The organism is Burkholderia sp. ABCPW 111 (assembly GCF_000773065.1).
Taxonomy (GTDB): domain Bacteria; phylum Pseudomonadota; class Gammaproteobacteria; order Burkholderiales; family Burkholderiaceae; genus Burkholderia; species Burkholderia savannae.
Genome location: NZ_JPWT01000088.1, coordinates 155,902 through 178,483 on the forward strand (window position 1 = coordinate 155,902; position 22,582 = coordinate 178,483).

Below are 22,582 nucleotides of genomic sequence, written 5' to 3' on the forward strand. Positions count from 1 at the left end.
CTTCGGTCAGAAGGAGATCTTGATTCCTTCGATCAAGGTGTAATCGTTCGCTTTAGTTGCGATCGCCACCCTCGTCGAACCGATGGTCGCGCCATTCGTCGTGACCGTTGTTCCGTTCGTCGAGACGCCGAATCCCAGCGTGGTGACGCTCGCTCCGGTCACGCCCGTGGAATAGCCGGTGACGCTCGTGCTCGTGCCGTTCAGCGAGACGCTGTTCGCGTTCTTCGCGGAAGCCGTTCCATTGACTTCCGCGTGCGTGTCTCCGCTCGTGACCGTCACTTTGTTGCCGACGTTCACGCCCTGCGTGTCGCCGAACACGACCGACGTCGACGCGCCTTGCACGGTGCGCGCCGATGCGGTCATCGACGGGTCCGAGAGCACGGCCACGATGCCCTGCAGCGCGCTCGCGACATTCGCGGCGAGCGCCTGAAACGCGCCCGCGCGTTGGAACTGCCGCTGCCGTTTCAATTGCTGATACGGCTGTGGTTGCCGCTGTTGCTGATGTTGCTGATGTTGCTGCTGTTGGTGTTGCTGCTGCGGCGCAGGCTGCTGCGCCGGCGCGGCGGGACGCGGCGCGCCCCCGAGCCGCAGCACCTCGATCAGCCGATCCAGCGGCGAGCGCGTGGACGACACGGGCGGCAGCTCCAGCCCCACCAGCGTCAAGTGCTTGCGCCCGACGGCGATCGTCGAATCCCGCTCGACGGATACGTCGTAGTTGCGCTCCGCGTGCAGCTTGACCTGCTCCTCGCCCGCCTTGTCCTCGAAGCGCAGCATGTTCGCGTTCTCGCCGCTGCCGGCCGGCGTGCGGCTCAGCATCCCGCTTTGCGTCGCGTGGTCCGGCAGCGGCCACGGCGGCATGTGCAGCGCGTTGTAGACCTGCCCCGTCACGATGGGCCGGTCCGGATCGCCGTTCTCGAAATCGACGATCACTTCCGAGCCGATCCGCGGAATGTGGACGCCCCCGTAGTTGTTCCCCGTCCACGCATACGACACGCGCACCCAGCACGACGAATTCTGGTCACGCGCAGCCGAGCGATCCCAGTGGAATTTCAATTTGACCCGGCCGTATTGATCGGTCCAGATGTCCTGCCCTGGCGGCCCGGTCACGACCGCGGTCTGCGGCCCGCGCGTGCGCGGCTTGGGCACGGTGCGCGGCGGCCGGAACACGGTGGTCGCCGGCTGCACGACGAACGACGCGCTGATCCGATGGTCGCCCGTTCCCGTCGCCCCGCCCGTTTCCTCGGCCTCGAACGACGCGCCGAGCACCAGATACTCGCGATTCGCGCTCGCGCACGGATAGCCCTCGAGCGAGAACGTGGTGCCGCACACGACGTCGCGCACGTTGCCGCCGCCCGACGCGCGCTCGCCCTGCGCGCGCAGTTCCTCCATGCGCACCCGCGCGACATGCTCGCCGTGCTCGGGGTTCGCAAAATCGCCCGGCCATTCGTACCGTTCGAGCCCGTTGTGCGCCGTCTCCTGCGGCAGCGCGTTCTCGACGCGAAGACGCGCGTTCGGCTTCTCGAAATCGAAATCGCTCGTGGTCCAGCGGCCGGGCTGAAGGCACTCCGCCGTATCGAACGCGTCGATGTATTCGCGATCGATCTTGTGCCCGGGCGGGTAATACTTCAGCGTGCGGTACGCGGCGCTCGCCACCGGCTCGTGCGCGCCGAGGTGATCGACGAGCACCATCCGATGCACCTTGTTCGAGTGCTCGAAGAACCAGTAGATGCCGTGCTCCTGCATCAGCCGCTGAATGAACGCGAAATCCGTCTCGCCGTACTGCACCTGAAACGCGAGCTTCGGATACCGGCCGCTCAACCGCTTGTCGTACGAATATGAGTACGCGTTCAGCACTTCGTCGATGATCTCGTCCACGCTCCGGTTCTGGAAGATCCGGTAGTCCGAACGCTGGTCGGCCAGATAGATCCACGGCTGCATCGTCAGCCGGTATCGGCACTGCCGGTTCAACGGGCCCGCGAAGCTCGCCCGGGTCACGATGCCGCTGATCTCGCGCTTGCCCTGCCCGATGTGGGCGGTGCCGGACATGCCCGGCATGCCCGCCACGAACGAGCCCATGCCTTCGAGCTGGACCGTCACCGTCAGCGCCTTGCCGATCATCGCCTTCAAGTCGAGGTTCGCGGCCTGCTCGTCGGCGAGCGTCGAATCCGGCGGCGTCAGGCAATCCAGCGCGTACGCGTAGATCTCCGACAGCTTTTCGCTGCCGCGGATCGCGCTCAGCCGAAGGGCGGGCTCGCCCGACGGCAACGTCGGCAACGCGGGGCCGCTGATCTCGACGGTGCGAGCGGCGGGTAAATTCGGCATGACTGCCCTCCTTCAGGAACGTCGTCTATCGGCGAGCGACGCCAATCGGCGCGCTTCGCGCCCATGCGCGATCAGGATTCGCCGTCGCCCCACTGCGCGAGCAGCTCGACCGGAATCGCCCGCGCCACTTCCGCATAGCGCTTGCCGACGAAATACTCGGCGCGCCTGAGCAGCACCGGAATCGGACTGCTCGGCTCGTGCTGCTCGAACCACTCGCGCGCCTCCCGGATCAACGCGCGCGCGGCGTAGCGATCGAGCGGCGTCGCGACCGCGCCGCGTTCGTTCGACTCGACCGTCGGCGCCGCCTCGCGTTCGACGGACGTCTGAACCTGAGCGTGAGCCTGCGCCTGAGCCCGCGCGGGGCGGTCCGCTCGCACGCAGTCCGCCTCCTGCGCCGGCGGCGCATCGGCGGGGGCCGGCGCCGGGGCCGCGTGGTCCGTGCGCGCGCCTCGCCCCGCGACATGTCGAAGCAGCCCTTCGAGCGCCGACAGATCGGGCACATACGCGCCGAGATGCGCGCGGCTCCATGCGCGAATCGCGGCCGCGCTCGCGAGCGCTTCGTCGAAGCCCGCGAGCGCGGCCGGCTGCTGCGCGCGCAGATCCGCGAGCTGGCGCGCGACGGATTCGGGCGCGAGCGCGTCGCCCGGGCGCGGTTGCGCAAACGCGCGCTCCACGTCGCGCACCTGCAGGCGCGTCGCGGTCGCGCCGATCAGCACGATCTCGCGCACGTCCGCGAGCAGGCCGTCGGAATCGGTCAGCGCCTGCAGCGCATTCATCCGGATCTCGAGCGCCGCGTCGCGATCCGCGTCGACGTCGGCCCGCGGATGAATCGCATCGGGGAACGCGGCGAGCCACGCGGCGAGCAGGCCGACGCCTTCGGCCAGCCCGGCCGCGCCGGCGAGCCGGGTGCGGCACCGGGCGAACAGAACCGCGACGCGCATGTCCTTGCTGCGCGTCATCAGCCGACGGCAGTCGCGGTCGACGTCGCTCCAGTTCACGGGTTCGGGCATCCCGACGAAGTCGCCGTACTGCGCGTCCGAGCGGGGCGCGACCTTCGCCGACAGCACGACGAATTCGGGATCGTATTCAAGGTCCGCTCCGCAAGGCGCGTCCGCATCGACGCTCGCCATCCAGTCCGGAGCCTTCGGCGTTCGCGCGGGCGCGGATTGACCGGCCGGTTTTCTGCTGCTCATCGCTCACCTCTCAAATCGGGCGATCGGCGGGCGTCGGGCCGCCATCGCGCCGGAACCGGTCCGCATACCGCTCGGGTTCGAAACGCATGCCGGTGACGGGCGCCTCGGCTGGCGAGCGCCCGAGCCACCCCGACCAGCCGAGCTGCTGCGGGCCGTTCATCACCGCGGGGGGCGCGCCGTTCGGCTTGATGCGCAGCTCGAGCTCCCATTCGAACTCGTAGCCGACGAACGCCCGCACCCATTCGACGAGCCGCGGCAAATCCTCGCCCTGCGGCGTGAAGCGCAGATAGGCGTCGATGTCGAGCGGTCCGACGACGATGCGGAATTTGTGCTGCCGGTCCGGCACCAGCTCGCCGAGCATCGCGCCTTCGGCCATGACCGACGCGCTGCCCGGCCGGCCGAGACGGCTGTGCTCGGCCGGGTCCACCCGAATCCAGTGGAACACGTTCTCCTCGATCGTCACCGGCACGCCGAAGTAACGCTGGAGCGTCATGCGCAGGCCATCCGGATTGCGCGCCTCGCGCACCAGGTGCGGCGACGCCGACAGGCGCGCGTGCGCGGGCAGCGGGCGCGCGGCGATGTCGGCCGCGTCCTGCCCGGTGAGGCTCGCGACATAAAAGGAAAAACGTTCGTCGCCCGGCCTGTCGAGCCCCGCCGCCGCCTGCGCCGACGCCCACGCGCGATACAGCAGCGTCAGATAGCGGTGGTGAAAGAGGTCGAGGAAATCGCCGAGCGTCGTGTCGCGCCGGCTCTCTTCGCGATCGCGCGCGATCTCCGTCACGTGGATCGGCAGCGGCCCGTTCGGCCCCAGCATGCCGAGGCCGAACAGCCGCACCCGGAGCCGGCCGTTCGCGCCGCCGACGCTCGCGATCTCGCGCGGCGCGAACGCGAGGCTCGGCTGCTGGCCGAGCCTGAACGGCTCGGCGCGCGGACGCTTCGCGGTGCCGATCGGATCGAGGCGAGGATTCGCGCCGACGCGCCGCAGCAGCGTCAGAAAGCCGTAGCGCCAAGGCTCGGCCTTCAGGCGTTCGAGCATCCGCGGCGGGAGCGCGGCGTCGTGCGATGCGTGTTCCATCAAGCGCCTCCCCGCGCGCCCATGCGCACCGGCCAGCGCGCGATGCGGCCGCGCTGGACCGAATGCAGCTCGGTCTGCGTGAAAACGTTGATCGACACGTGCCGCGCCAGATAGTGTTCGAGCACCAGCCCGAACAGGTACGGGCTCACGCCGGAAAAACCCGGCTCGTCGACGGTGAGCGAGCATTCGATGCCGCGCCCGAAGACGAGCGGGCCCGCGCCCGGCAGCTTTCTCGTCACGGGCCGCGTCTTCACGCCGATCAGGCTCTCGATCTGCCGGCGATTGTCGGCCTCGTCGCCCGTCACGAACAGACGCAGCAGATCGCGCATTCCCTGGCCGCCCGCGCGGTGATCGAGCTCGTCGAGCGGCAGATAGTTGAAATTGAGCTGGCGTATCAGCCGCCACGCGGTCTCGCGCTCCGCATACGGCGCCTTCGGCGCGGTCGGCGCGCGGATCAGGCCAACGCTTTCGAGCGGCGCGGATTCGACGATCGTGAGGTCGCGCACGCCGTCGCGCGGCACGAGGGTCGGCAGGTCGCGGTTCGTCAGCAGCGCGTCGACCGACAGGTAGCGGATTTCCTCGCTATAAGGCGCCTCGTTCTGATCGACGAGGGATACGAACATCTCCGTGCCGACATAAGGCGTGCGCGTGCCGTAGCGGCGCGCCGAGTCCGATGCGAGCCGACGCTCGCGCCGTGTCGAGAAATAGCGTCCATGATTGTGCTCGTCGTCGTTGAGCGTCTGGTAAAGCGGCCGGAACTCGAGCTCGGCGGACGTGGCCGCGACCTGCCCGTGCATCGCCTCGACGGAAAACACCTCGTAGTCGAGCGGCGCGAGGCGCGCCGGCACCAGGTGAAATTCGCTCTGCCCCGTCGACAGCTCGATCCGGTCCGTGTGGCGCGCGAACAGGTTGACGACGGGCGTGCAGAACAGCGCGAAGCGCGATGCGTCGACGACGCTCTCGAGCCGCTCGGGCGACTGGTCGAGCAGCACGACGATCTCGACCTCGCGGCCGCTCACGCGGCGCAATCCGTCGGCGAGGCCCGTCAACGCGAAGAAGTAGAACCGCTGCGGACACGCGAAGTATTCGTGCAGCAGGTTGTGCCCGTGAAACTTCGACCACGTGAGCGGCAGCAGGCCTTCGTCGGCGCCGAGCCCTTCGTGGGCGAGCGCATCGGCCGTCACGGCGTAAAGCGGCCGGCCCGGCGCCGCGAATTCGCCCGGCGCCGCGATGATCGTCGCGACGCCCGCCACGTGCAGCAGTTCGAACAGGTGCGAGGCCACCTGCTCGTCGCCCGCCAGATACACCGGCAGCCGGTCCAGCCCCTTCAGGTCCGCGATGCGGACGTTGCCCGTCGTGCGCAGCCGCAGGCGCAACGCGCCGCGCACCTGCGTGCCGGACGCAACGTAGCGGTCGAGCGCCGGGATGTCGGGCGGGATGCCCGTCAGCGTCGCTTCCGCGATCTCCAGCGGATAGAGCGTCACGTCCTGCCCGCTGCGGAACTGGCAGGCGGTCTTCTCGCCGGCCGGCACGCGCGCGGTAAACGCGGTGCCGCGCGCGATGCGAAACCCTTCGGCGAGATTGCCTTCGGTGCGGCTCGGATACAGGCGCGCGACCGCCATCGACGGCGTGGGCGCGACGTAGTTCGGATACAGCACTTCCAGCAGCCGGCCCGTGAAGCGCGGAAACTCCGCGTCGAGCTTGATCTGCATGCGCGCGGCCATGAAGCAGAACGCCTCGATCAGCCGCTCGACGTACGGATCGGCCACCTCGCCCGCCTGCATGCCGAGGCGCCGCGCGATCTTCGGGTGCGCGTGTGCGAACTCGGCCCCGAGCTCGCGCATGTAGATCAGTTCCTGGTTGTAGTAGTCGAGCAGTCGCGGGTCCACCGGATGTCCCCCTTGTCGTCGGCGCGCGCGTCAGACCGCGCGCATGCCGGTAATGCTCACCTGGCTCGTTTCCAGATCGAGCGCGCTCTGGACCATGAATTCGATCGGATAAGGGTCCATGCGGATCATGCCCCGCACCTCGAACGACAGCACGTTCGATCGCTCGCCCGCCTCGACGTCCTTCGACGGCGCGACGACGAGCGTTTCCGCGATCAGCCTCGGCTCGAAATCGGCGATCGCCCGGCGGATGATCCGCTCGATGTCGGCCCATTTGCACGCCGCCATGAACGCGCCCGCGAGCGGCGGCACGCCGAAGTTGACGGTCGACGCGGCCGCGGCGGGATACCGCTCGCGGTCGATGCGATCGTCGATGTTCATCGTGTTGAGCAGGAACGCGAGATCGCGCTGGACGATGCCGCGCATCTGCATGCGCGTCACCGCGTATTCGCCTGGCGCCTCGGTCTGGCGCTGCGGCGCGTCGTCGCGCAGCCGGTCGATCAGCGTGGGCAGCAGATGCGTGTTCGCGCGTCGCGGCGCCGCGACGCCTGCGCCGCCCGGGCGCGCGCCGCCTTTGCCCGGCCCCGGCGCGCGTTTCTCATGCTCGTCCATCGCCGTCCCCTTCGCGCGGCGCGCCGTGCGCCGCATCGTGCGTCGCGCCATCCGCCGCCCCGGCCGCGCGCGCCGCCGCGCCGAACGCGCAGCGCTCGAGCTCGAACAGGCCGTAGTCGCCCGCGCTCGTCGACCAGGTCTTCCGGCCTCGCGCGATCACGCCGGTACGGCCGGCCTCGCGCCATGTCGTCCTGTGGCCGACGCGCAACGCGTCGATCTCGCGCGCCGCGTCGGCCGCGCCTCGATCGGCGTGCGCATTCGTTTCGTGCGCATCGTTCGTCTCGTTCGTCTCGTTCGCTTGGTTCGCTTGGTTCGCGTCATCCGCCGCCGGATAGCGCGCCGGCATGAAGCCCCGCACCGCGCCGCCGTCGACGAGCGTCACCGCGCACGGCGCCCATACGAGATCGATCAGCCGGGCCGGACGCGGAACGTGCCACGCGGCAATGTCCGAAAACGGCAGCCACCGATAATGGCCGGCAGTCACGATCTCGCACACGGGGCCGAACCGCGAATCGCTGTCGGCGATCCAGTCGAACGCCGAATGCGGCGCGCGCCCCGCGACGAGCGGCGCCTGATCGAGCGCCCGCTCGCGCACGCGGTCGGCCTCGTCGCGCCGGCCGATCGACGCGGCGCGCAGCGCCTCCAGCAGATCGTCGGCCCACCGCGGCGCATCGAACACGAATCCGGGCCGCGCGCGGCCGGCGACCACCTCGGCGCGCAAGTGCTCGGCGCGAATCAGATCGCGGTATGCCTGCGCGGCCTGCGCATCCTGCGGCGCGAGCTGCGCATGCACCTGCAACTGCACGAGCGCGCGCGCCCACTGCTCCGTCACGCACAGCAGCTGAAACAGCGGCCAGCGGTGCTCCGCGCTCGCGGGCTGCTCCCGGACGCGCCGTTCCATCTCAGCGAGCCGCGCCGCGATCGGCAGATCGTGCAGATCGGCTTTCGCCGCGGCGCGCGCATCCGATGCGTTCGGCGTCGTCATCGCGCGTCCTGATTCGAGGCCGCGCCCGGCGCGGGCAGCGGGCTGTCGATGGCGAGCGCATGGTGCTCTCGCCGGGCCAGGGCGGGCGGCAGGCCGCCCGGCCGCCGCGCCGCCGCCGCGCGGTATTCGGCCGGAGCGAAAAGCCGCAGGACCTCCGGCGTCGAATCCGCGTCCGCCGGATCGGGCGCGCCGTCCGAGCCGAGCGAGCCGAACGCGTCGTCGAGGACGCGCGCGCCGGACAGAAGCGCGTCGATCGCGCCTGTGCCGTCGGCTTCCTCGATCCGCGCGACGGCCGGCTCCGGCGACGGCGCGTGCACGACCGCCAGCCGGGCCGCCCAATCGCTCGTCAGCGGCGCCTGCGGGTCCTCGAGCGCCCTGCAGTACTGCTCGTACAGCGAATGCACGAGATCCCCGGCAGGCGCGGGCGCGCCGGCCGCCGTCGCAACATCCGTTGCAGCGCGCTCCGGACGGGATGCGAACGCCTCCGCCGCGATCGTCGTCCCGATCAGGCCGAACACCGCGCCGCCGTCATGCGTCGAATCATCCTGGCCCGTATCCGACGGCCCGATCAGCAGCGTCTCGACGATCGATTCGCTGCGGCGGCCGGCGGCCCGAGACGCAGCGCCGGCGTCCCGCGATGCCGATTCGGCATATTGCGCGCCCTGCCCGTTGCGGCGAAACAGTTTAAAAGTTCGCATGGCAAATCCGACTGACTTAAAAATCGATGAAAATCGTTCTTAAATCGAACCGCTCTCGTTATCTCAATAAAAAGAATTTCATTCGACACCGATTTTCGCACCCGGAAACAGATTCCACACGAAATCCGGCGGTAATTCAATCGGCCTCGGCGACATCAATTATTCGATGCGACGCTATTTTCCGGCGCGCCGCATTTCACGCGGCACGTGCTTTAAATCAGTGTGCGCCATGGAATTCGCCGTTGTCCATAACGGAATATAACAGCTTTGCAATTTTTGACAATTTGCCGATTCGATTGACAAAAAAGTTCGATCCTCCATTTTTCGACCGACTTACCATTTATGGTAGTTGACCAAGCCTTAATTCAAAAAGAATATTCGAGCCAACGAAAGCAGAACGCATTAATGCGAATAAGAAAAATCCTAAAACAAGTCGCGCGCCTTGACGATCGAACGATGTGCGGAGCGATTAGCTCGGCTCCGCAATAAAACAAGACAAGCAAAAGGAAGGACCTGTCCATGACGATTTCGCGTCAGGCGCTGTTCGGCAAGCTCGGGGGCACGCTCTTCAGAGGGATCGAGTCGGCGACGGTCTTCTGCAAGCTGCGCGGCAACCCGTATGTCGAGCTGGTTCATTGGCTGCACCAGTTGTTGCAGCAGACCGACTCGGATCTGCACCGCATCCTCCGGCACGCGGGCATCGAGCGCGACGCGCTGGATCGCGACATGGCGCGCGCGCTCGCCGCGCTGCCCGCGGGCGCCAGCTCGATCAGCGATTTCTCGCATCACGTCGAAACGGCCATCGAGCGCGCATGGGTGCTCGCGACGCTGCGCTTCGACGATCGGCGCATCCGCGGCGCGTGGCTCGTGGCGGCGCTCGTGGGCACGCCGGAGTTGCGGCGCGTGCTGCTCTCCATTTCTCCGGCGTTCGGCAAGCTCGGCGCGGACGGCATCGACGACGCGCTGCCCGCGTGGATCGACGGCTCCCCGGAAGCCGCCGACGCGCCCTACGACAGCCGCGATTTCGCGCCCGTCCCGGCGGGCGCCGCATCCGATGCGATCCCGTCGGCGCCGACCGGCGCGCCGATCGAGCCGTACTGCGCGGATCTCACCGCGCGCGCGAAAGACGGTGGAATCGATCCCGTCGTGGGTCGGGAGCTGGAAATCCGCACGATGATCGACGTGCTGCTGCGCCGCCGGCAAAACAATCCCCTCCTCACGGGCGAGGCGGGCGTGGGCAAGACGGCCGTCGTCGAAGGCCTGGCGCTCGCGATCGCGGCGGGCGACGTGCCGCCGAAGCTCGCCGGCGCACGTCTGATGAGCCTCGACGTCGGCGCGCTGCTCGCCGGCGCGAGCGTGAAGGGCGAATTCGAATCGCGCCTGAAAAGCGTGCTCGAGGCCGCCGCGAAATCGCCCGCTCCGGTCATCCTGTTCGTCGACGAAGCGCACACGCTGATCGGCGCGGGCGGCCAGGCAGGCACGGGAGACGCGGCGAACCTGCTCAAGCCGGCGCTCGCGCGCGGCACGATCCGCATGATCGGCGCGACCACGTGGTCCGAATACAAGCGGCACATCGAGAAAGATCCCGCGTTGACCCGCCGGTTCCAGGTGCTGCAAGTGCAGGAGCCGGACGAGCAGGCCGCGGTCGACATGGTGCGCGGCCTCGCGCGGACGTTCTCGCGGCATCACGGCGTCCTCGTGCGCGACGAGGCGATCCGCGCCGCGGTGACGCTGTCGCATCGCTACATCCCGTCGCGCCAGTTGCCGGACAAGGCGATCAGCCTGCTCGACACCGCGTGCGCGCGCGTCGCGCTTTCGCAGCACGCGGCGCCGCGCGAACTGCAGGACGCGCGCCGGCGCCTGCGGGCAGCGCGCACCGAGCTCGACCTGCTCGGGCAAGAGGCGCGCATCGGTCTCGCGGCCGAGCAGTCCGTCGCGGCTTGCGTCGGCCGGATCGCGGCGCTGTCGGCCGAAGAGGCGGCGCTCGACGCCCGCTGGCAGGCGCAGATCGAAGCGGCGCGGGCGCTGCTCGCCGCGCGCGAGGCGGCGCTCGCCGAAGACGCGGCCCCCGAAGGCGGCGCGATGCCGAGCGCGCTCGGCGCGCTCGAGCGCGGCTTCGCGGCGGCGCAAGGCGACGCGCCGCTCGTGTTCCCCGAAGTCGACGAGGCGATCGTCGCGCAGATCGTCGCCGACTGGACCGGCATTCCGGTCGGCCGGATGGTGACCGACGAAGTCGCCGCCGTGCGCGCGCTGCCCGCCACGCTGGAAGCGCGCGTGATCGGCCAGGCCGACGCGCTGCGCCAGATCGGCGAACGCGTGCAGACCGCGCGCGCGGGCCTGAGCGATCCGCACAAGCCGCTCGGCGTGTTCCTGCTCGCGGGCCCGTCCGGCGTCGGCAAGACCGAGACCGCGCTCGCGCTGGCCGAGGCGCTGTACGGCGGCGAGCAGAACCTGATCACGATCAACATGAGCGAGTACCAGGAAGCCCATACCGTGTCGGGCCTGAAGGGCGCCCCGCCCGGCTACGTCGGCTACGGCGAGGGCGGCGTGCTGACGGAGGCCGTGCGCCGCCGCCCCTACTCGGTCGTGTTGCTCGACGAGATCGAGAAAGCGCATCGCGACGTGCACGAAGTGTTCTTCCAGGTGTTCGACAAGGGCTACATGGAAGACGGCGACGGCCGCTACATCGATTTCCGCAACACGACGATCCTGCTCACGAGCAACGTCGGCGCCGAGCTGAGCGCGAGCCTGTGCGCCGACGCGGCGCTCGCGCCCGACGCCGCGCGCCTGCGCGACGCGCTCGCGCCCGAGCTCCTGAAGGCGTTCCCGGCCGCGTTCCTCGGCCGCGTCGCCGTCGTGCCGTACCGGCCGCTCGAGCACGGCGCGCTCGCGCGCATCGTGCGCCTGCACCTGGATCACGTGGCCGCGCGCATGGCCGGCCACCATCGGATCGCCGTCGCCTATCGCGACGCGCTCGTCGACTACATCGTCGGGCGATGTCTCGTGCAGGAAACCGGCGCCCGGCTGCTGATCGGCTTCATCGAGCAGCACGTGCTGCCGCGCCTCTCCGCTCTGTGGCTCGACGCGTTCGCCTCGAAGGCAGTCCTCGCGCGCATCGACATCGACGTCGCAGATCCGGCCGCGCCGCCCCCGGAAGCGCTCGTGTTTCGTCCGGTCGGCGCGGACCCTGCGACGTCCTCCGCGACGCCGCGTCCCGCCGCGCAGGCTCACTGACCCTGCCCTCTTCTCTCTTTCATGGAGCCAGGCATGTCCGCAATCAGCAGTTCCCAGAAATTCATCGCGCGCAATCGCGCGCCACGCGTGCAGATCGAGTACGACGTCGAGGTCTACGGGTCGGAAAAGAAGGTCGAGCTGCCGTTCGTCATGGGCGTGCTCGCCGACTTGTCCGGCAAGCCCGTCGCGCCGCTGCCGTCCGTCACCGACCGGCGCTTCCTCGACATCGACATCGACAATTTCGACGAGCGCATGAAGGCCGTCAAGCCGCGCGTCGCGTTCGCCGTGCCGAACACGTTGACGGGCGACGGCCAGCTGATGGTCGACATGACGTTCGAGAGCATCGAGGACTTCTCGCCCGCCGCGATCGCGCGGATGGTCGATCCGCTGCGGCAACTGCTCGAGGCGCGCACGCAGCTCGCGAACCTGCAGACCTACATGGACGGCAAGTCGGGCGCGGAATCGCTCGTCAACCAGTTGCTGCAGGACGACGCGCTGCTGCGCTCGCTCGCGGCCGCGCCGAAGCCGCGGCTCGCGGGCGAGGCGAACGGCGCCGACGCCGCGGCGCGCGAGCGCGACGCCGACTGACCGGCCGAACAGGGCAACCCGAGGAAACCATCATGAAAAAACAGCAACCGCAGGCGGCCGGCGCCGAGACGCAACAGCAAACCCAACCGCAGGCCCAATCGCAGGCCCAACCGCAATCGGATTTCGCGCAGTTGCTCGCGCACGAGTTCCGGCCGAAGACCGAGCAGGCCCGCGAGGCCGTCGAGTACGCGGTCCGCACGCTCGCCGAGCAGGCGCTCGCGCAAGCCGCGACGATCAGCGACGACGCGTACAAGAGCATCGCCGCGATCATCGCGCAGATCGATCACAAGCTTTCCGAGCAGATCAACCTGATCCTGCATCACGAGGATTTCCAGAAGCTCGAGTCGGCGTGGCGCGGGCTGCATCACATGGTGTCGAACACCGAAACCGACGAGCGCCTGAAGATCCGCTTCATGGACATCTCGAAGGAAGAGCTGCGCCGCACGCTGCGGCGCTACAAGGGCCAGTCGTGGGATCAGAGCCCGCTCTTCAAGCAGATCTACGAAGAGGAATACGGCCAGCTCGGCGGCGAGCCGTACGGCTGCCTCGTCGCCGATTACTACTTCGACCACACGCCGCCCGACGTCGACCTGCTCGGCTCGATCTCGAAAGTGGCCGCGGCGGCGCACACGCCGTTCATCTCCGGCGCGTCGCCGTCGGTGCTGCAGATGGAATCGTGGCAGGAGCTGGCCAACCCGCGCGACCTGACGAAGATCTTCACGCAGAACCTCGAATACGCGTCGTGGAACGCGCTGCGCAGCGCGGACGACGCGCGCTACATCGGCCTCGCGATGCCGCGCTTCCTCGCGCGCCTGCCGTACGGCGTGCATACCAACCCGGTCGACGAGTTCGATTTCGAGGAAAACACGAACGGCGCCGATCACCGCCATTACGCGTGGGCGAACGCGGCGTACGCGATGGGCGTGAACATCAACCGCTCGTTCCGGCTCTACGGCTGGTGCTCGCTGATCCGCGGCGTCGAATCGGGCGGCACGGTCGAGAGCCTGCCGTGCCACACGTTCCCGACCGACGACGGCGGCATCGACATGAAGTGCCCGACCGAAATCGCGATCTCCGACAGGCGCGAGGCGGAGCTCTCGAAGAACGGCTTCATCCCGCTCGTTCACCGCAAGAACACCGATCACGCGACCTTCATCGGCGCGCAGTCGCTGCACAAGCCGGCCGAATACGACGACGTCGACGCGACCGCCAACGCGAACCTGTCGGCGCGCCTGCCGTACCTGTTCGCGTGCTCGCGCTTCGCGCACTACCTGAAGTGCATCGTGCGCGACAAGGTGGGCGCGTTCAAGGAGCGCGAGGACATGCAGCGCTGGCTGAACGAATGGATCATGAACTACGTCGACGCGGACCCCGCCAACTCCTCGCAGGACACCAAGGCCCGCCGGCCGCTCGCCGCCGCCGAAGTGCTCGTCGAGGAAGTGGAAGGCAACCCGGGCTATTACCAGGCGAAGTTCTTCCTGCGGCCGCATTTCCAGCTCGAAGGCCTGACCGTGTCGCTGCGGCTCGTCGCGAAGCTGCCGTCGATCAAGGAAGCCGCCTGACCCATTGCGGGCCGGCGTCCTCGGCTGGCCGGCATCGCGCCTTCACCGCGACACCGGCCGTTTTTTGTCATCAACGCAAGAGAGCAAGTTCATGGCTCAAGATATTTTTTTGAAGATCGACGGGATCAACGGCGAGTCGCTCGACGACAGTCACAAGGACGAAATCGAAGTGCTGAACTGGGACTGGGAGATCGAGCAGGCGTCGACGATGCACACCGGCAGCGGCGGCGGCGCGGGCAAGGCGACCGTCCGGGATCTCACGTTCGAGCATGCGATCGACCGCGCGAGCCCGAATCTGATGAAGTACGCGCTGACCGGCAAGCACGTCGATCAGGCCGTGCTCGTGATGCGCAAGGCGGGCGGCAATCCGCTCGAGTACCTGAAGCTCACGATGAGCGACGTGATCGTCACGCGGGTGAAGCCGTCGGGCAGCCGCACCGATACCGAGCGCAGCCGCGAGACCGTGTCGCTGTCGTTCGCGAAGGTCAAGCAGGAGTATGTCGTGCAGAACGCGCAAGGCGGCAGCGGCGGCGCCGTCACGACCAGCTTCGACATCAAGGGCAACAAGGAAGCCTGAGCGGCGTGAGCGCGCGTGCGGCGGGCGCGGCCCGCGTCCGCCGCACGCACCCGCCTTCGATCGCCTCACCCTCAGCACGGTGAATCCGCATGCGCCCGACCACGCTCGCCGCCTTCTTCGCGCTCCCGCTCGCGCTCGCCGCATGCGCGGGCGGCCCGCCGACGCCGAAGGAACCGACGCGTCTCGAGTTGACCGTGCGCGCCGCGCCCACGGTCAATCCGGACGACCTGAAACGCGCGGCGCCGATCGCGGTGAGCGTCTATGAGCTGAAGACCGACGGCGCGTTCAACGCCGCCGATTTCTTCACGCTCGACGACCAGGACAAGACCGTGCTCGCCGACGATCTCGTGTCGCGCGAACGCTTGCTGCTGCGCCCGGGCGAGCGCATGACGCTGCGCCGCAAGATCGATCCGGCCGCGACCGCGCTCGGCGTCGTCGCGGCCTACCGCGATTTGCCGAACTCGGTCTGGCGCGCCGCGTATCCGCTGCCGCCCGCGCGCGAGGCGGCCTGGTATCGCTTCTCGTCGCCGAAGCTGAGACTCACGATCGATCTCGACACGCACGCGGTGAGGATCACCGAAACCGGAAAATGACACGAACGTCGGAATGACACCATGAGCTGGCATAACAAGGTCGTCTGGAGCGAGGGACTGTTCATGCGCCCGCAGCTGTTCCAGCAGCAGGAGCGCTACCTCGAGCACTACGCGCACCGGCGCACGGCGCCGCTCTCCCCGTTCTTCTTCGGTTTCAGCCACTACAGCCTCGACACCGAGGCGCCCGCGCTCGGCAAGATCGTCGTCAAGTCGGCGAGCGGCGTATTCGCCGACGGCACGCCGTTCGACGCGCCCGGCAGCACGCCGCCGCCCGCGCCGCTCACGATCCGGCCCGAGCACCTGGACCAGGTGATCTATCTGGCCGTGCCGATCCGCGTGCCGAACGGCGAGGAAACCGCGTTCGACCATGCGGCCGAATCGCTCGCCCGCTACGTCGTGTTCGAGACCGACCTGCGCGACACCAATTCGATCGGGCAAGGGCCGAAGACAGTCCAGTTGTCGAACCTGCGGCTGCGGCTGATTCCCGAGAAGGAACTGACGGACGCGTGGATCGGCCTTGCGCTCACGCGCGTGAAGACGATTCGCGCCGACGCCAGCATCGAGCTCGACGACACGCTGATTCCGCCCGTCACCGGTTACGGCGCGAGCGACACGCTCGCGAGCTGGCTCGCGAAGATCCACGACCTCACGCGCCTGCGCGCGAACGCGCTCGCCGAGCGCCTGACGGGCGCTGACGGCAAGACCGGCTCGACAGCCGAAGTATCCGATTACCTGCTGCTGCAGACGCTCAACCGCTACGAGCCGCTGCTCCAGCATCTGCAGCGGGTGCCGACCACATCGCCCGCCGAGCTGTACGCGCTTCTCGTCGGCATGGCGGGCGAGTTGTCGACCTACGTGCGCACCGACACGCGCCGCCCGCTCGATTCGCATCCGCCGTATCAGCACGTCGCGCCGCACCTGTGCCTGAAGCCCGTCGTCGACGATGCGCACCGGCTGCTCAACGCGGTGCTCGTGCGCAGCGCGCAGAGCATCGCGCTGTCGGATCAGGGGCACGGCATCCTCAACGCCGTGGTGGACCCGGCCGACGTGCAGGGCTTCACGGCGGTCGTGCTCGCGGTGCACGCGCAGATGCCGCCCGATCTGCTGCAACAGCAATTCGCCGCGCAGGCGAAGGTGGGGCCTTCCGAACGGCTGCCCGATCTGGTGCGCAGCCACCTGTCCGGCATCGCGCTGCAGGCGCTGCCGGTGCCGCCCCGGCAGATTCCGTTCAACGCGGGCTACGTCTACTACGAACTGTCGCGAACGGGGCCGCTGTGGGACGAAGTCTCGCGGCACGGCGGGCTCGCGCTGCACATCGCGGGCGAATTCCCGTCGTTGCGGCTCGAACTGTGGGGAATCCGGGGATAGCGGCGCGTGCAGGAAGCGACCGGGCCGCCGCGCATGCAGGTCGCGTTGATCAATCGAACGAACCGGGAGAACGCCCGTGAGCTCAGAAGCCGTCCAACGTCCGGACCCGCCCGGTCCGCCACCGACCGATCCCGCCTTGACGGCGTTCGCCGAGCACGCGCGCGCGCCGTCCCCCGCGATGCCTCCGGCCGCGGAATCGCCCGCCGCCCGCCTCGCGGCGGTCAAGGCCGCCGCGAATCCGCTGCTCGAAGCGGCGCGCCCGCTGCTGCGGGCGTTGTCGGACATGCCGGACAGGCTCGAGCGCGAAGGCGCCCAGCAGCTGCGCCTGCTGCTCGAGCAGGAAGTGCGCCAGTTCCAGCGGCTTTGCGAGCAGGCGAACATCCGGCGCGACCACATGCTCGGCGCGCGCTATTGCCTATGCACGGCGCTCGACGAAGCCGCGATGCAGACGACGTGGGCCCGCTCCGGCGACGGCAACTTCGGCACCTGGATCAGCGAAGGGCTCGCCACGTCGTTTCACGAAGACCGGCAAGGCGGCGACAAGGTGTATCTGCTGATCGGCCGGCTGATGAGCTCGCCGCAGGAGCACCTCGATCTGCTCGAAGTCGTGTACCGGGTCCTGAGCCTCGGCTTCGAAGGCCGCTACCGCTACGAAGCCGACGGCCAGCGCAAGCACGAGACCGTGCGCCAGCGGCTCCACAACGAGATCGCCTCGCAACGCGGCCCCGTGTCCGTCGCCCTTTCGCCGCACTGGCAAGCCGATGCGAACGGCAAGCGCCTGTCGTTCTACGATTTCCCGGTGCGGATCACGGCCGCCGTGCTGTCGCTGATCCTGCTCGGCCTGTTCGGCTATTTCAAATACGCGCTGTCGAGCCGCGGCGCCGACGTGCAGATGCAGATCGCCGCCATCGGCCGCATGACGCCGCCGGCCGCGCGCGCCGAGCTGCGCCTCAAGGTGCTGCTCGCGAGCGAGATCGCCGCGGGAACGGTCCGCGTCGACGAAGACGCCCGCCGCAGCTCCGTGACGTTCCGAAGCGACGCGATGTTCGCGCCGGGCGGCGCGGCCGTGAATGCGGCGATGGGCGCGCTGATCGCGAAGATCGCGGCCGAGATCGCGAAGGTGCCGGGCAAGGTGACGGTGATCGGCTACGCCGACGACGCGCCGATCAAGAGCCGACAGTTCGCATCGAACGAAGCGCTGTCCGAGGAGCGCGCGACGCAGGTCATGCAGTTGCTCCAGGCGGGCGGCGTGCCGGCGAGCCGTCTGGAATCGGCCGGCCGAGGCGACGCGAACCCGATCGGCGACAACCAGACCGTGCAAGGCCGCGCGCTGAACCGCCGCGTCGAAATCACGGTCGCGCACTAACTCCCCGGCCATTCGGATGCCGACATGAACAAGTTCCTGTCCTTTCTGGTGTCGCGCCAGTTCCTGGCCTTCGTCGCGTTGCTGCTCGTCGCGCTGCTGATCTGGTTCGTCGGCCCGTTCGTCGCGTTCGGCGGCCTCGAGCCGCTCGCGGGCGCGGGCATGCGGATCGCCGCGATCGCGCTGCTGCTTGCGGGCGCGCTGCTATGGCTCGCGGGCCGCTCGACGAGCGCCGCGTTCGTGGCGCTGCTCTGCCTGCTGATCTGGCATGCGTCGCCGCTGCTCGCGTTCGGACACGCGACGCCCTTCGCGCCGCCCTCGGTCCGCGCGATCGCGATCGCGGCCGTGCTCGCGGTGTTTCTGATCCATCTCGCGTTCCGGCTGCTGCAGAGGATGCGAGCGGACCCGGATTTTCTCCAAAGCCTGCTCGATGTCGGCGGCAAGCGGCACGAATCGCCCGCGGCCGGCCAACTGGCCAGGGTCGGCGCGGCCGTCGCCGGCGCGCTCGCGCGCCTGAAGGCGATGCGCACCGGCGCCCGCGGGCTCGGGCGCCTGTTCCAGGGCAAGCGCTACCTGTACGAACTGCCGTGGTACATCACGCTCGGCTCGGGCGCGTCGGGCAAGACGAGCGCGCTCCTGAACGCCGGCCTCACGTTCCCGGTGGCCGCGCAGATGCAGCGGGCCGCGGGCATGGTTTCGGGCCGCGACGGGTCCGTCGACTGGTGGCTCACCAACGACGCGGTGCTGATCGACACGGCCGGCCATTACACGCGCCACGGCACGTCGCTGCATGCGTTGCCCCGGCCGTTCGTCGCCGCGCGGTCCGGGCGCCCGGACGCAGGCGAATCCGCGGCGCGGGCCGACGCGCGCCGCGCGGACGGCCCGGCCGCCGGCCAGGCCCGCGCGGCCGCCGCGGCCCCGGCGAGCGCGACGAGCGCGACGAGCGCGACAAGCGCCGCCCCGGACGACGGACCGCAAAGCGCATGGCGGCAGACCGTCGACGCGGCCGAGTGGCTCGGCTTCCTGCGCATGCTGCGCAAGCACCGCCCCCGCGCGCCGATCAACGGCGCGCTGCTCGCCGTCGACGTGGCCGCCCTGACGAGCGCCGACGAGACCGCGCGCCACGCCGAAGCCGCCGCGCTGCGCGCACGGCTCGCCGATCTGCGCACCGAGCTCGGCATCCGCTTTCCCGTCTATCTGCTCGTCACGAAGATGGACCGGCTGCCGGGCTTCAGCGAATACTTCAGCTCGCTGACCACCGAGGGCCGTGCGCAGGCATGGGGCTTCACGCTCGCGTACGACAAGGAGACCGTCGCGCAAGACGGCATCCGCGCGCGCTGCGCCGAGGAGCTCGACGCGCTGGCCGCGCGGCTCGCGGCGGGCACGAACGCGCGCCTGCAGGAGGAGCACGACGCGCTCAGGCGTCGCAAGCTGTCCGCCCTTGCCGAGGAATTCCTCGTGATGACGCGCTCGCTCGGCGAGCTGATCGACCGCGTGTTCGTCGATTCCCGCTACGACGACACGCAATACCATTCGACGCTGCGCGGCGTGTATTTCACGAGCGCCGCCCAGACGGGCAGCGAGGCGCCGGCGCAAGCGCGCACCGTGATGCAGCGTCTCGCGGCCGCGATCGGGCGCGCGCCGGCGCCGATCGCGTGCGCGCCCCGGCACGAGGGCAACCGGAGCTTCTTCCTCCATGATCTGCTGACGAAGGTCGTGTTCCCGGATGCGCATCTGGTGCAGCCGAATCTGCGGTGGGAATACCGCTCGCGAACGCTGTGCATCGTCGGCCACGCGCTCGCGCTGCTGCTGTTCGCGTGGGCGGCAATCGGCCTGCGCGTCAGCGCGGGCAACAACGGCGATTACCTCGACGCGATCGGGCGCAAGACGGCCGCGCTCGCGTCGCGGGTCGGCCAGTCGTACAGGGAGCCCAAGCCCGAGGCCGTGCCCGACACGCTGAGCGAAGCGCGCGATTTGCCCACGTACCCGGGCCTCGACCTGTCGGAGCCGGACAGCGCCTGGCGCTTCGGCCTGTACGCGCCGCCCGGCATCGTCGCCGAAAGCCGTCGCACCTACGACGCGCTCGCGGACAACCTGCTGCTGCCGCAGATCGTGAAGCGGATCGAAACGGTGCTTTCCGACGCGATCGCCCGCCGGGACGCGAGAGCCGCCTACGACGCGCTGCGCGTCTACCTGATGCTGTACGACAAGACGAAGTTCGACGCCGCGCGGATCGAGGCGTGGGTGCTCGACGACTGGGCGAAGACCGACAGCGCGGCGATCTTCGGCGGCCGCGCGTCGATGATCGCGCACGTCGAGCAGCTTTTTTCCGGCGAGCGCGTCGTGCAATCGCCGCTGATCCGCAACGACGCGCTGATCCGCCAGGCGCGAGAGTTTCTCGACGGCAGCAATGCGACCGCGCGGCTCTACGAGCGCGCGAAGGCCGCCATGGAGAAAGACGCGCCGGACGAATTCACGCTGATCCGGGCCGTCGGCCCGCAAGCGGGCACCGTCTTCACGCGCGCGAGCGGCGCGCCGCTTTCGCGCGGCGTGCCGGGCCTCTTCACGTTCGACGGATACCGGCGCCTGTTCGACAAGCGGCTGCCCGAATTCGTGCAGGCCGCGCGCGAAGACGACGCGTGGGTGATGGGCCGCGCCTATCTGGGCGGCGCTCAAAAAAAAACGGCTGCGATCGTGAACGCCGCGACGGGAGCCGACGATCCGCTGACGGAGGCGATTCGCCGGCAATACCTGATCGAGTACGCGCAGCAATGGGATGACTTTCTCGGCGACATCCGCACGGTGACGGGCACGAGCCTCGGCTTCAACCGGCTCGTGCTGCGCAGCCTCGCGGCGCCGGATTCGCCGCTCGCCCGCCTCGCGCGCGCGGCGGTGAACGAGACGACCCTCGCCGGCCCCGTCGCCGCAGCGGACCGTTCGTTCCTGCAAAAGGCCTCCGACGAGCTGAGCCGGAAAGCGGACCAGGCGCTCGGCATACGCGCCGAGGAGCGCGTCGAGCGCGAACTCGTCGACAACCATTTCGCGGCGCTGCGCGAAGTGGTGACGGGCGGCGCGGACACGCGCACGGCCCCGCCCCCGTCCGCCGCGCAAGCGGGCAAGACCGGGCTCGACGCCGTGACGAGCCTGCTGAACGACTACTACACCGCGCTCACCGTCGCGGACGACGCGCTCACCAGCAATGGCATGCCGCCCGCGAGCGACGCGGCGGCGAAGCTGAAGATGACCGCGGACACGATGCCCGCGCCGTTTCGCGCGGTGCTGGTCGATCTGTCGGTGCAGGGCTCGCGTGAAGTGAATCGCGGCATCGGCCAGTTGCTGTCGCGACAGCTGGAGGCGAAGCTCGGCGACGCGTGCCGGCTCGCGATCGCGGGCAACTACCCGTTCGCCTCGGACAGCCGGCGCGACGTCGGCATCGACGATTTCACGCGGGTCTTCGCGCAGGGCGGCGTGATCGACGACTTCTTCACGAACGCGCTCGCGCCGTTCGTCGACACGTCGACGAAGCCGTGGCGCTACAAGACGCCGCCCGGCGCGACCGAACCGGTGCAAGGCCCCGACCTCGAGCCGTTCCAGCATGCGAAGGCGATCCGCGACATCTTCTTCGGCGGCTCGGGCCACAAGCAGATGGCGTGGAAGGCCGACATCCGGATTCCCGAGCTGGACCCGACGATCACGAGCCTCGCGATCGACGTCGACGGACAGACGTCGCTCTACCAGCACGGGCCCGTTTCCCCGATCACGGTGAGCTGGCCGGGGCCGCGCGGCGGCGTCCACGCGGAAATCACGGCGAGCCCGCGCATCCGGCCCGACACGTCGACGGTGTCGACGGACGGGCCATGGGCGCTGCTGCGCCTGCTGCAGAAGGGGCGCGTGAGCGAAACGGCGACGCCCGGGCGCACGCGCGTCGCGCTCGACTTCGACGGCCGCCGCGCCGTGCTCGACATCGCGAGCGCGGGCAGCGTCGCCAACCCGCTGACGAGCGACGTGCTGAAGACGTTCCGGTGTCCCGGCGCGATGCCGATGTTCAGCCTCGCGGATACGGGCGCGCCGCCGGGATTGCCGCCGGCGGGGCTGCCTGCGATGCCGGGAGAGAAGGCCGGGCGAGTTGCGCGGCGCGGGGGAGCGGCCGGTTAGTTCGAATCGGTTCGAATCGGACCGATTCGGTTGGCCCGGTTCTGTTGACTCGGTTCGTTCGGTTCGTTCGGTTCGTTCGGTTCGTTCGGCTGGTTCGGCTGGTTCGGCTGGTTCGACTGGTTCGGTCGGCTCGGTCGGCTCGGTCGGCTCGGTCGGCTCGGTCGGCTCGGTCGGCTCGGTCGGCTTGGTCGGCTCGGTCGGCTCGGTCGGCTTGGTCGGCTTGGTCGGCTTGGTCGGCTCGATTCTGATCAGTTCGGACTAGTTCGGCGCAGGTCGAATGCTCTGGTCTTTGCGCGCCGGATACGGCGAAGTTGCGTCCCGTCCGTGCACGCATGCGCAACGGCCGCTCCGTCACGCCCCTGACGCGCCCT

Annotated in this window: 14 protein-coding genes and 1 pseudogene; 8 read left to right on the top strand and 7 right to left on the bottom strand. The window is 69.2% G+C overall.

Annotation, left to right across the window (positions count from 1 at the left end; genetic code table 11):
- Nucleotides 1-6: 6 nt before the first annotated feature.
- From X946_RS20870 to X946_RS20900, 7 genes and pseudogenes are all read right to left on the bottom strand, one after another.
- Nucleotides 7-2,322, bottom strand: coding sequence for a type VI secretion system Vgr family protein (locus tag X946_RS20870; RefSeq protein ID WP_038751384.1), 2,316 nt, complete (start codon nt 2,320-2,322; stop codon nt 7-9).
- A gap of 71 nt (nt 2,323-2,393) precedes the next feature.
- Nucleotides 2,394-3,452, bottom strand: coding sequence for a type VI secretion system protein TssA (locus X946_RS20875; protein WP_038751385.1), 1,059 nt, complete (start codon nt 3,450-3,452; stop codon nt 2,394-2,396).
- A 59-nt stretch (nt 3,453-3,511) separates the two neighbouring features.
- Nucleotides 3,512-4,590, bottom strand: a pseudogene (tssG, locus tag X946_RS20880) (type VI secretion system baseplate subunit TssG).
- Entirely contained in the window at nt 4,590-6,479 is a 1,890-nt protein-coding gene (gene tssF / locus X946_RS20885) for a type VI secretion system baseplate subunit TssF (protein ID WP_038751390.1), read from the bottom strand. Before tssF ends, tssG begins: the two are co-directional and overlap by 1 nt.
- Before the next feature lie 30 nt (nt 6,480-6,509).
- Nucleotides 6,510-7,088, bottom strand: a complete 579-nt coding sequence (gene tssE / locus X946_RS20890) for a type VI secretion system baseplate subunit TssE (protein WP_038751442.1) — start codon at nt 7,086-7,088, stop codon at nt 6,510-6,512.
- Entirely contained in the window at nt 7,075-8,073 is a 999-nt protein-coding gene (locus X946_RS20895; RefSeq protein ID WP_038751392.1) for a type VI secretion system accessory protein TagJ, read from the bottom strand. Before X946_RS20895 ends, tssE begins: the two co-directional genes overlap by 14 nt.
- Complete coding sequence (locus X946_RS20900; RefSeq protein WP_038751395.1) at nt 8,070-8,771, bottom strand: TagK domain-containing protein; 702 nt, start codon at nt 8,769-8,771, stop codon at nt 8,070-8,072. The genes X946_RS20895 and X946_RS20900 overlap by 4 nt, the downstream gene beginning before the upstream one ends.
- Nucleotides 8,772-9,290: 519 nt before the next feature.
- Here X946_RS20900 and tssH point away from each other — a divergent pair.
- The 8 genes from tssH (at nt 9,291) to tssM (ending at nt 22,211) form a co-directional block, all read left to right on the top strand.
- On the top strand, nt 9,291-12,005 hold the full coding sequence (tssH, locus tag X946_RS20905; protein WP_038751397.1) for a type VI secretion system ATPase TssH: 2,715 nt from the start codon (nt 9,291-9,293) through the stop codon (nt 12,003-12,005).
- Nucleotides 12,006-12,038: 33 nt separating this feature from the next.
- Nucleotides 12,039-12,593, top strand: a complete 555-nt coding sequence (tssB, locus tag X946_RS20910; RefSeq protein WP_038751399.1) for a type VI secretion system contractile sheath small subunit — start codon at nt 12,039-12,041, stop codon at nt 12,591-12,593.
- A gap of 32 nt (nt 12,594-12,625) precedes the next feature.
- Nucleotides 12,626-14,155: a type VI secretion system contractile sheath large subunit gene (gene tssC / locus X946_RS20915; protein ID WP_038751400.1), complete on the top strand. Its 1,530-nt coding sequence runs from the start codon at nt 12,626-12,628 to the stop codon at nt 14,153-14,155.
- A gap of 91 nt (nt 14,156-14,246) precedes the next feature.
- The gene (locus tag X946_RS20920) at nt 14,247-14,732 is read left to right on the top strand and encodes an Hcp family type VI secretion system effector (RefSeq protein ID WP_038751403.1); all 486 of its coding nucleotides are present in this window, start codon (nt 14,247-14,249) and stop codon (nt 14,730-14,732) included.
- 89 nt (nt 14,733-14,821) lie between these two features.
- Complete coding sequence (gene tssJ / locus X946_RS20925; protein WP_038751405.1) at nt 14,822-15,325, top strand: type VI secretion system lipoprotein TssJ; 504 nt, start codon at nt 14,822-14,824, stop codon at nt 15,323-15,325.
- 21 nt (nt 15,326-15,346) lie between these two features.
- Nucleotides 15,347-16,693, top strand: a complete 1,347-nt coding sequence (gene tssK / locus X946_RS20930) for a type VI secretion system baseplate subunit TssK (RefSeq protein ID WP_038751408.1) — start codon at nt 15,347-15,349, stop codon at nt 16,691-16,693.
- A gap of 76 nt (nt 16,694-16,769) precedes the next feature.
- Nucleotides 16,770-18,059 carry a type VI secretion system protein TssL, long form gene (tssL, locus tag X946_RS20935; RefSeq protein WP_038751411.1) on the top strand — a complete coding sequence of 430 codons (1,290 nt, stop codon included), beginning with the start codon at nt 16,770-16,772 and terminating at the stop codon, nt 18,057-18,059.
- Between the two features lie 24 nt (nt 18,060-18,083).
- Nucleotides 18,084-22,211 carry a type VI secretion system membrane subunit TssM gene (gene tssM / locus X946_RS20940; protein WP_038751413.1) on the top strand — a complete coding sequence of 1,376 codons (4,128 nt, stop codon included), beginning with the start codon at nt 18,084-18,086 and terminating at the stop codon, nt 22,209-22,211.
- Nucleotides 22,212-22,582: the final 371 nt, after the last annotated feature.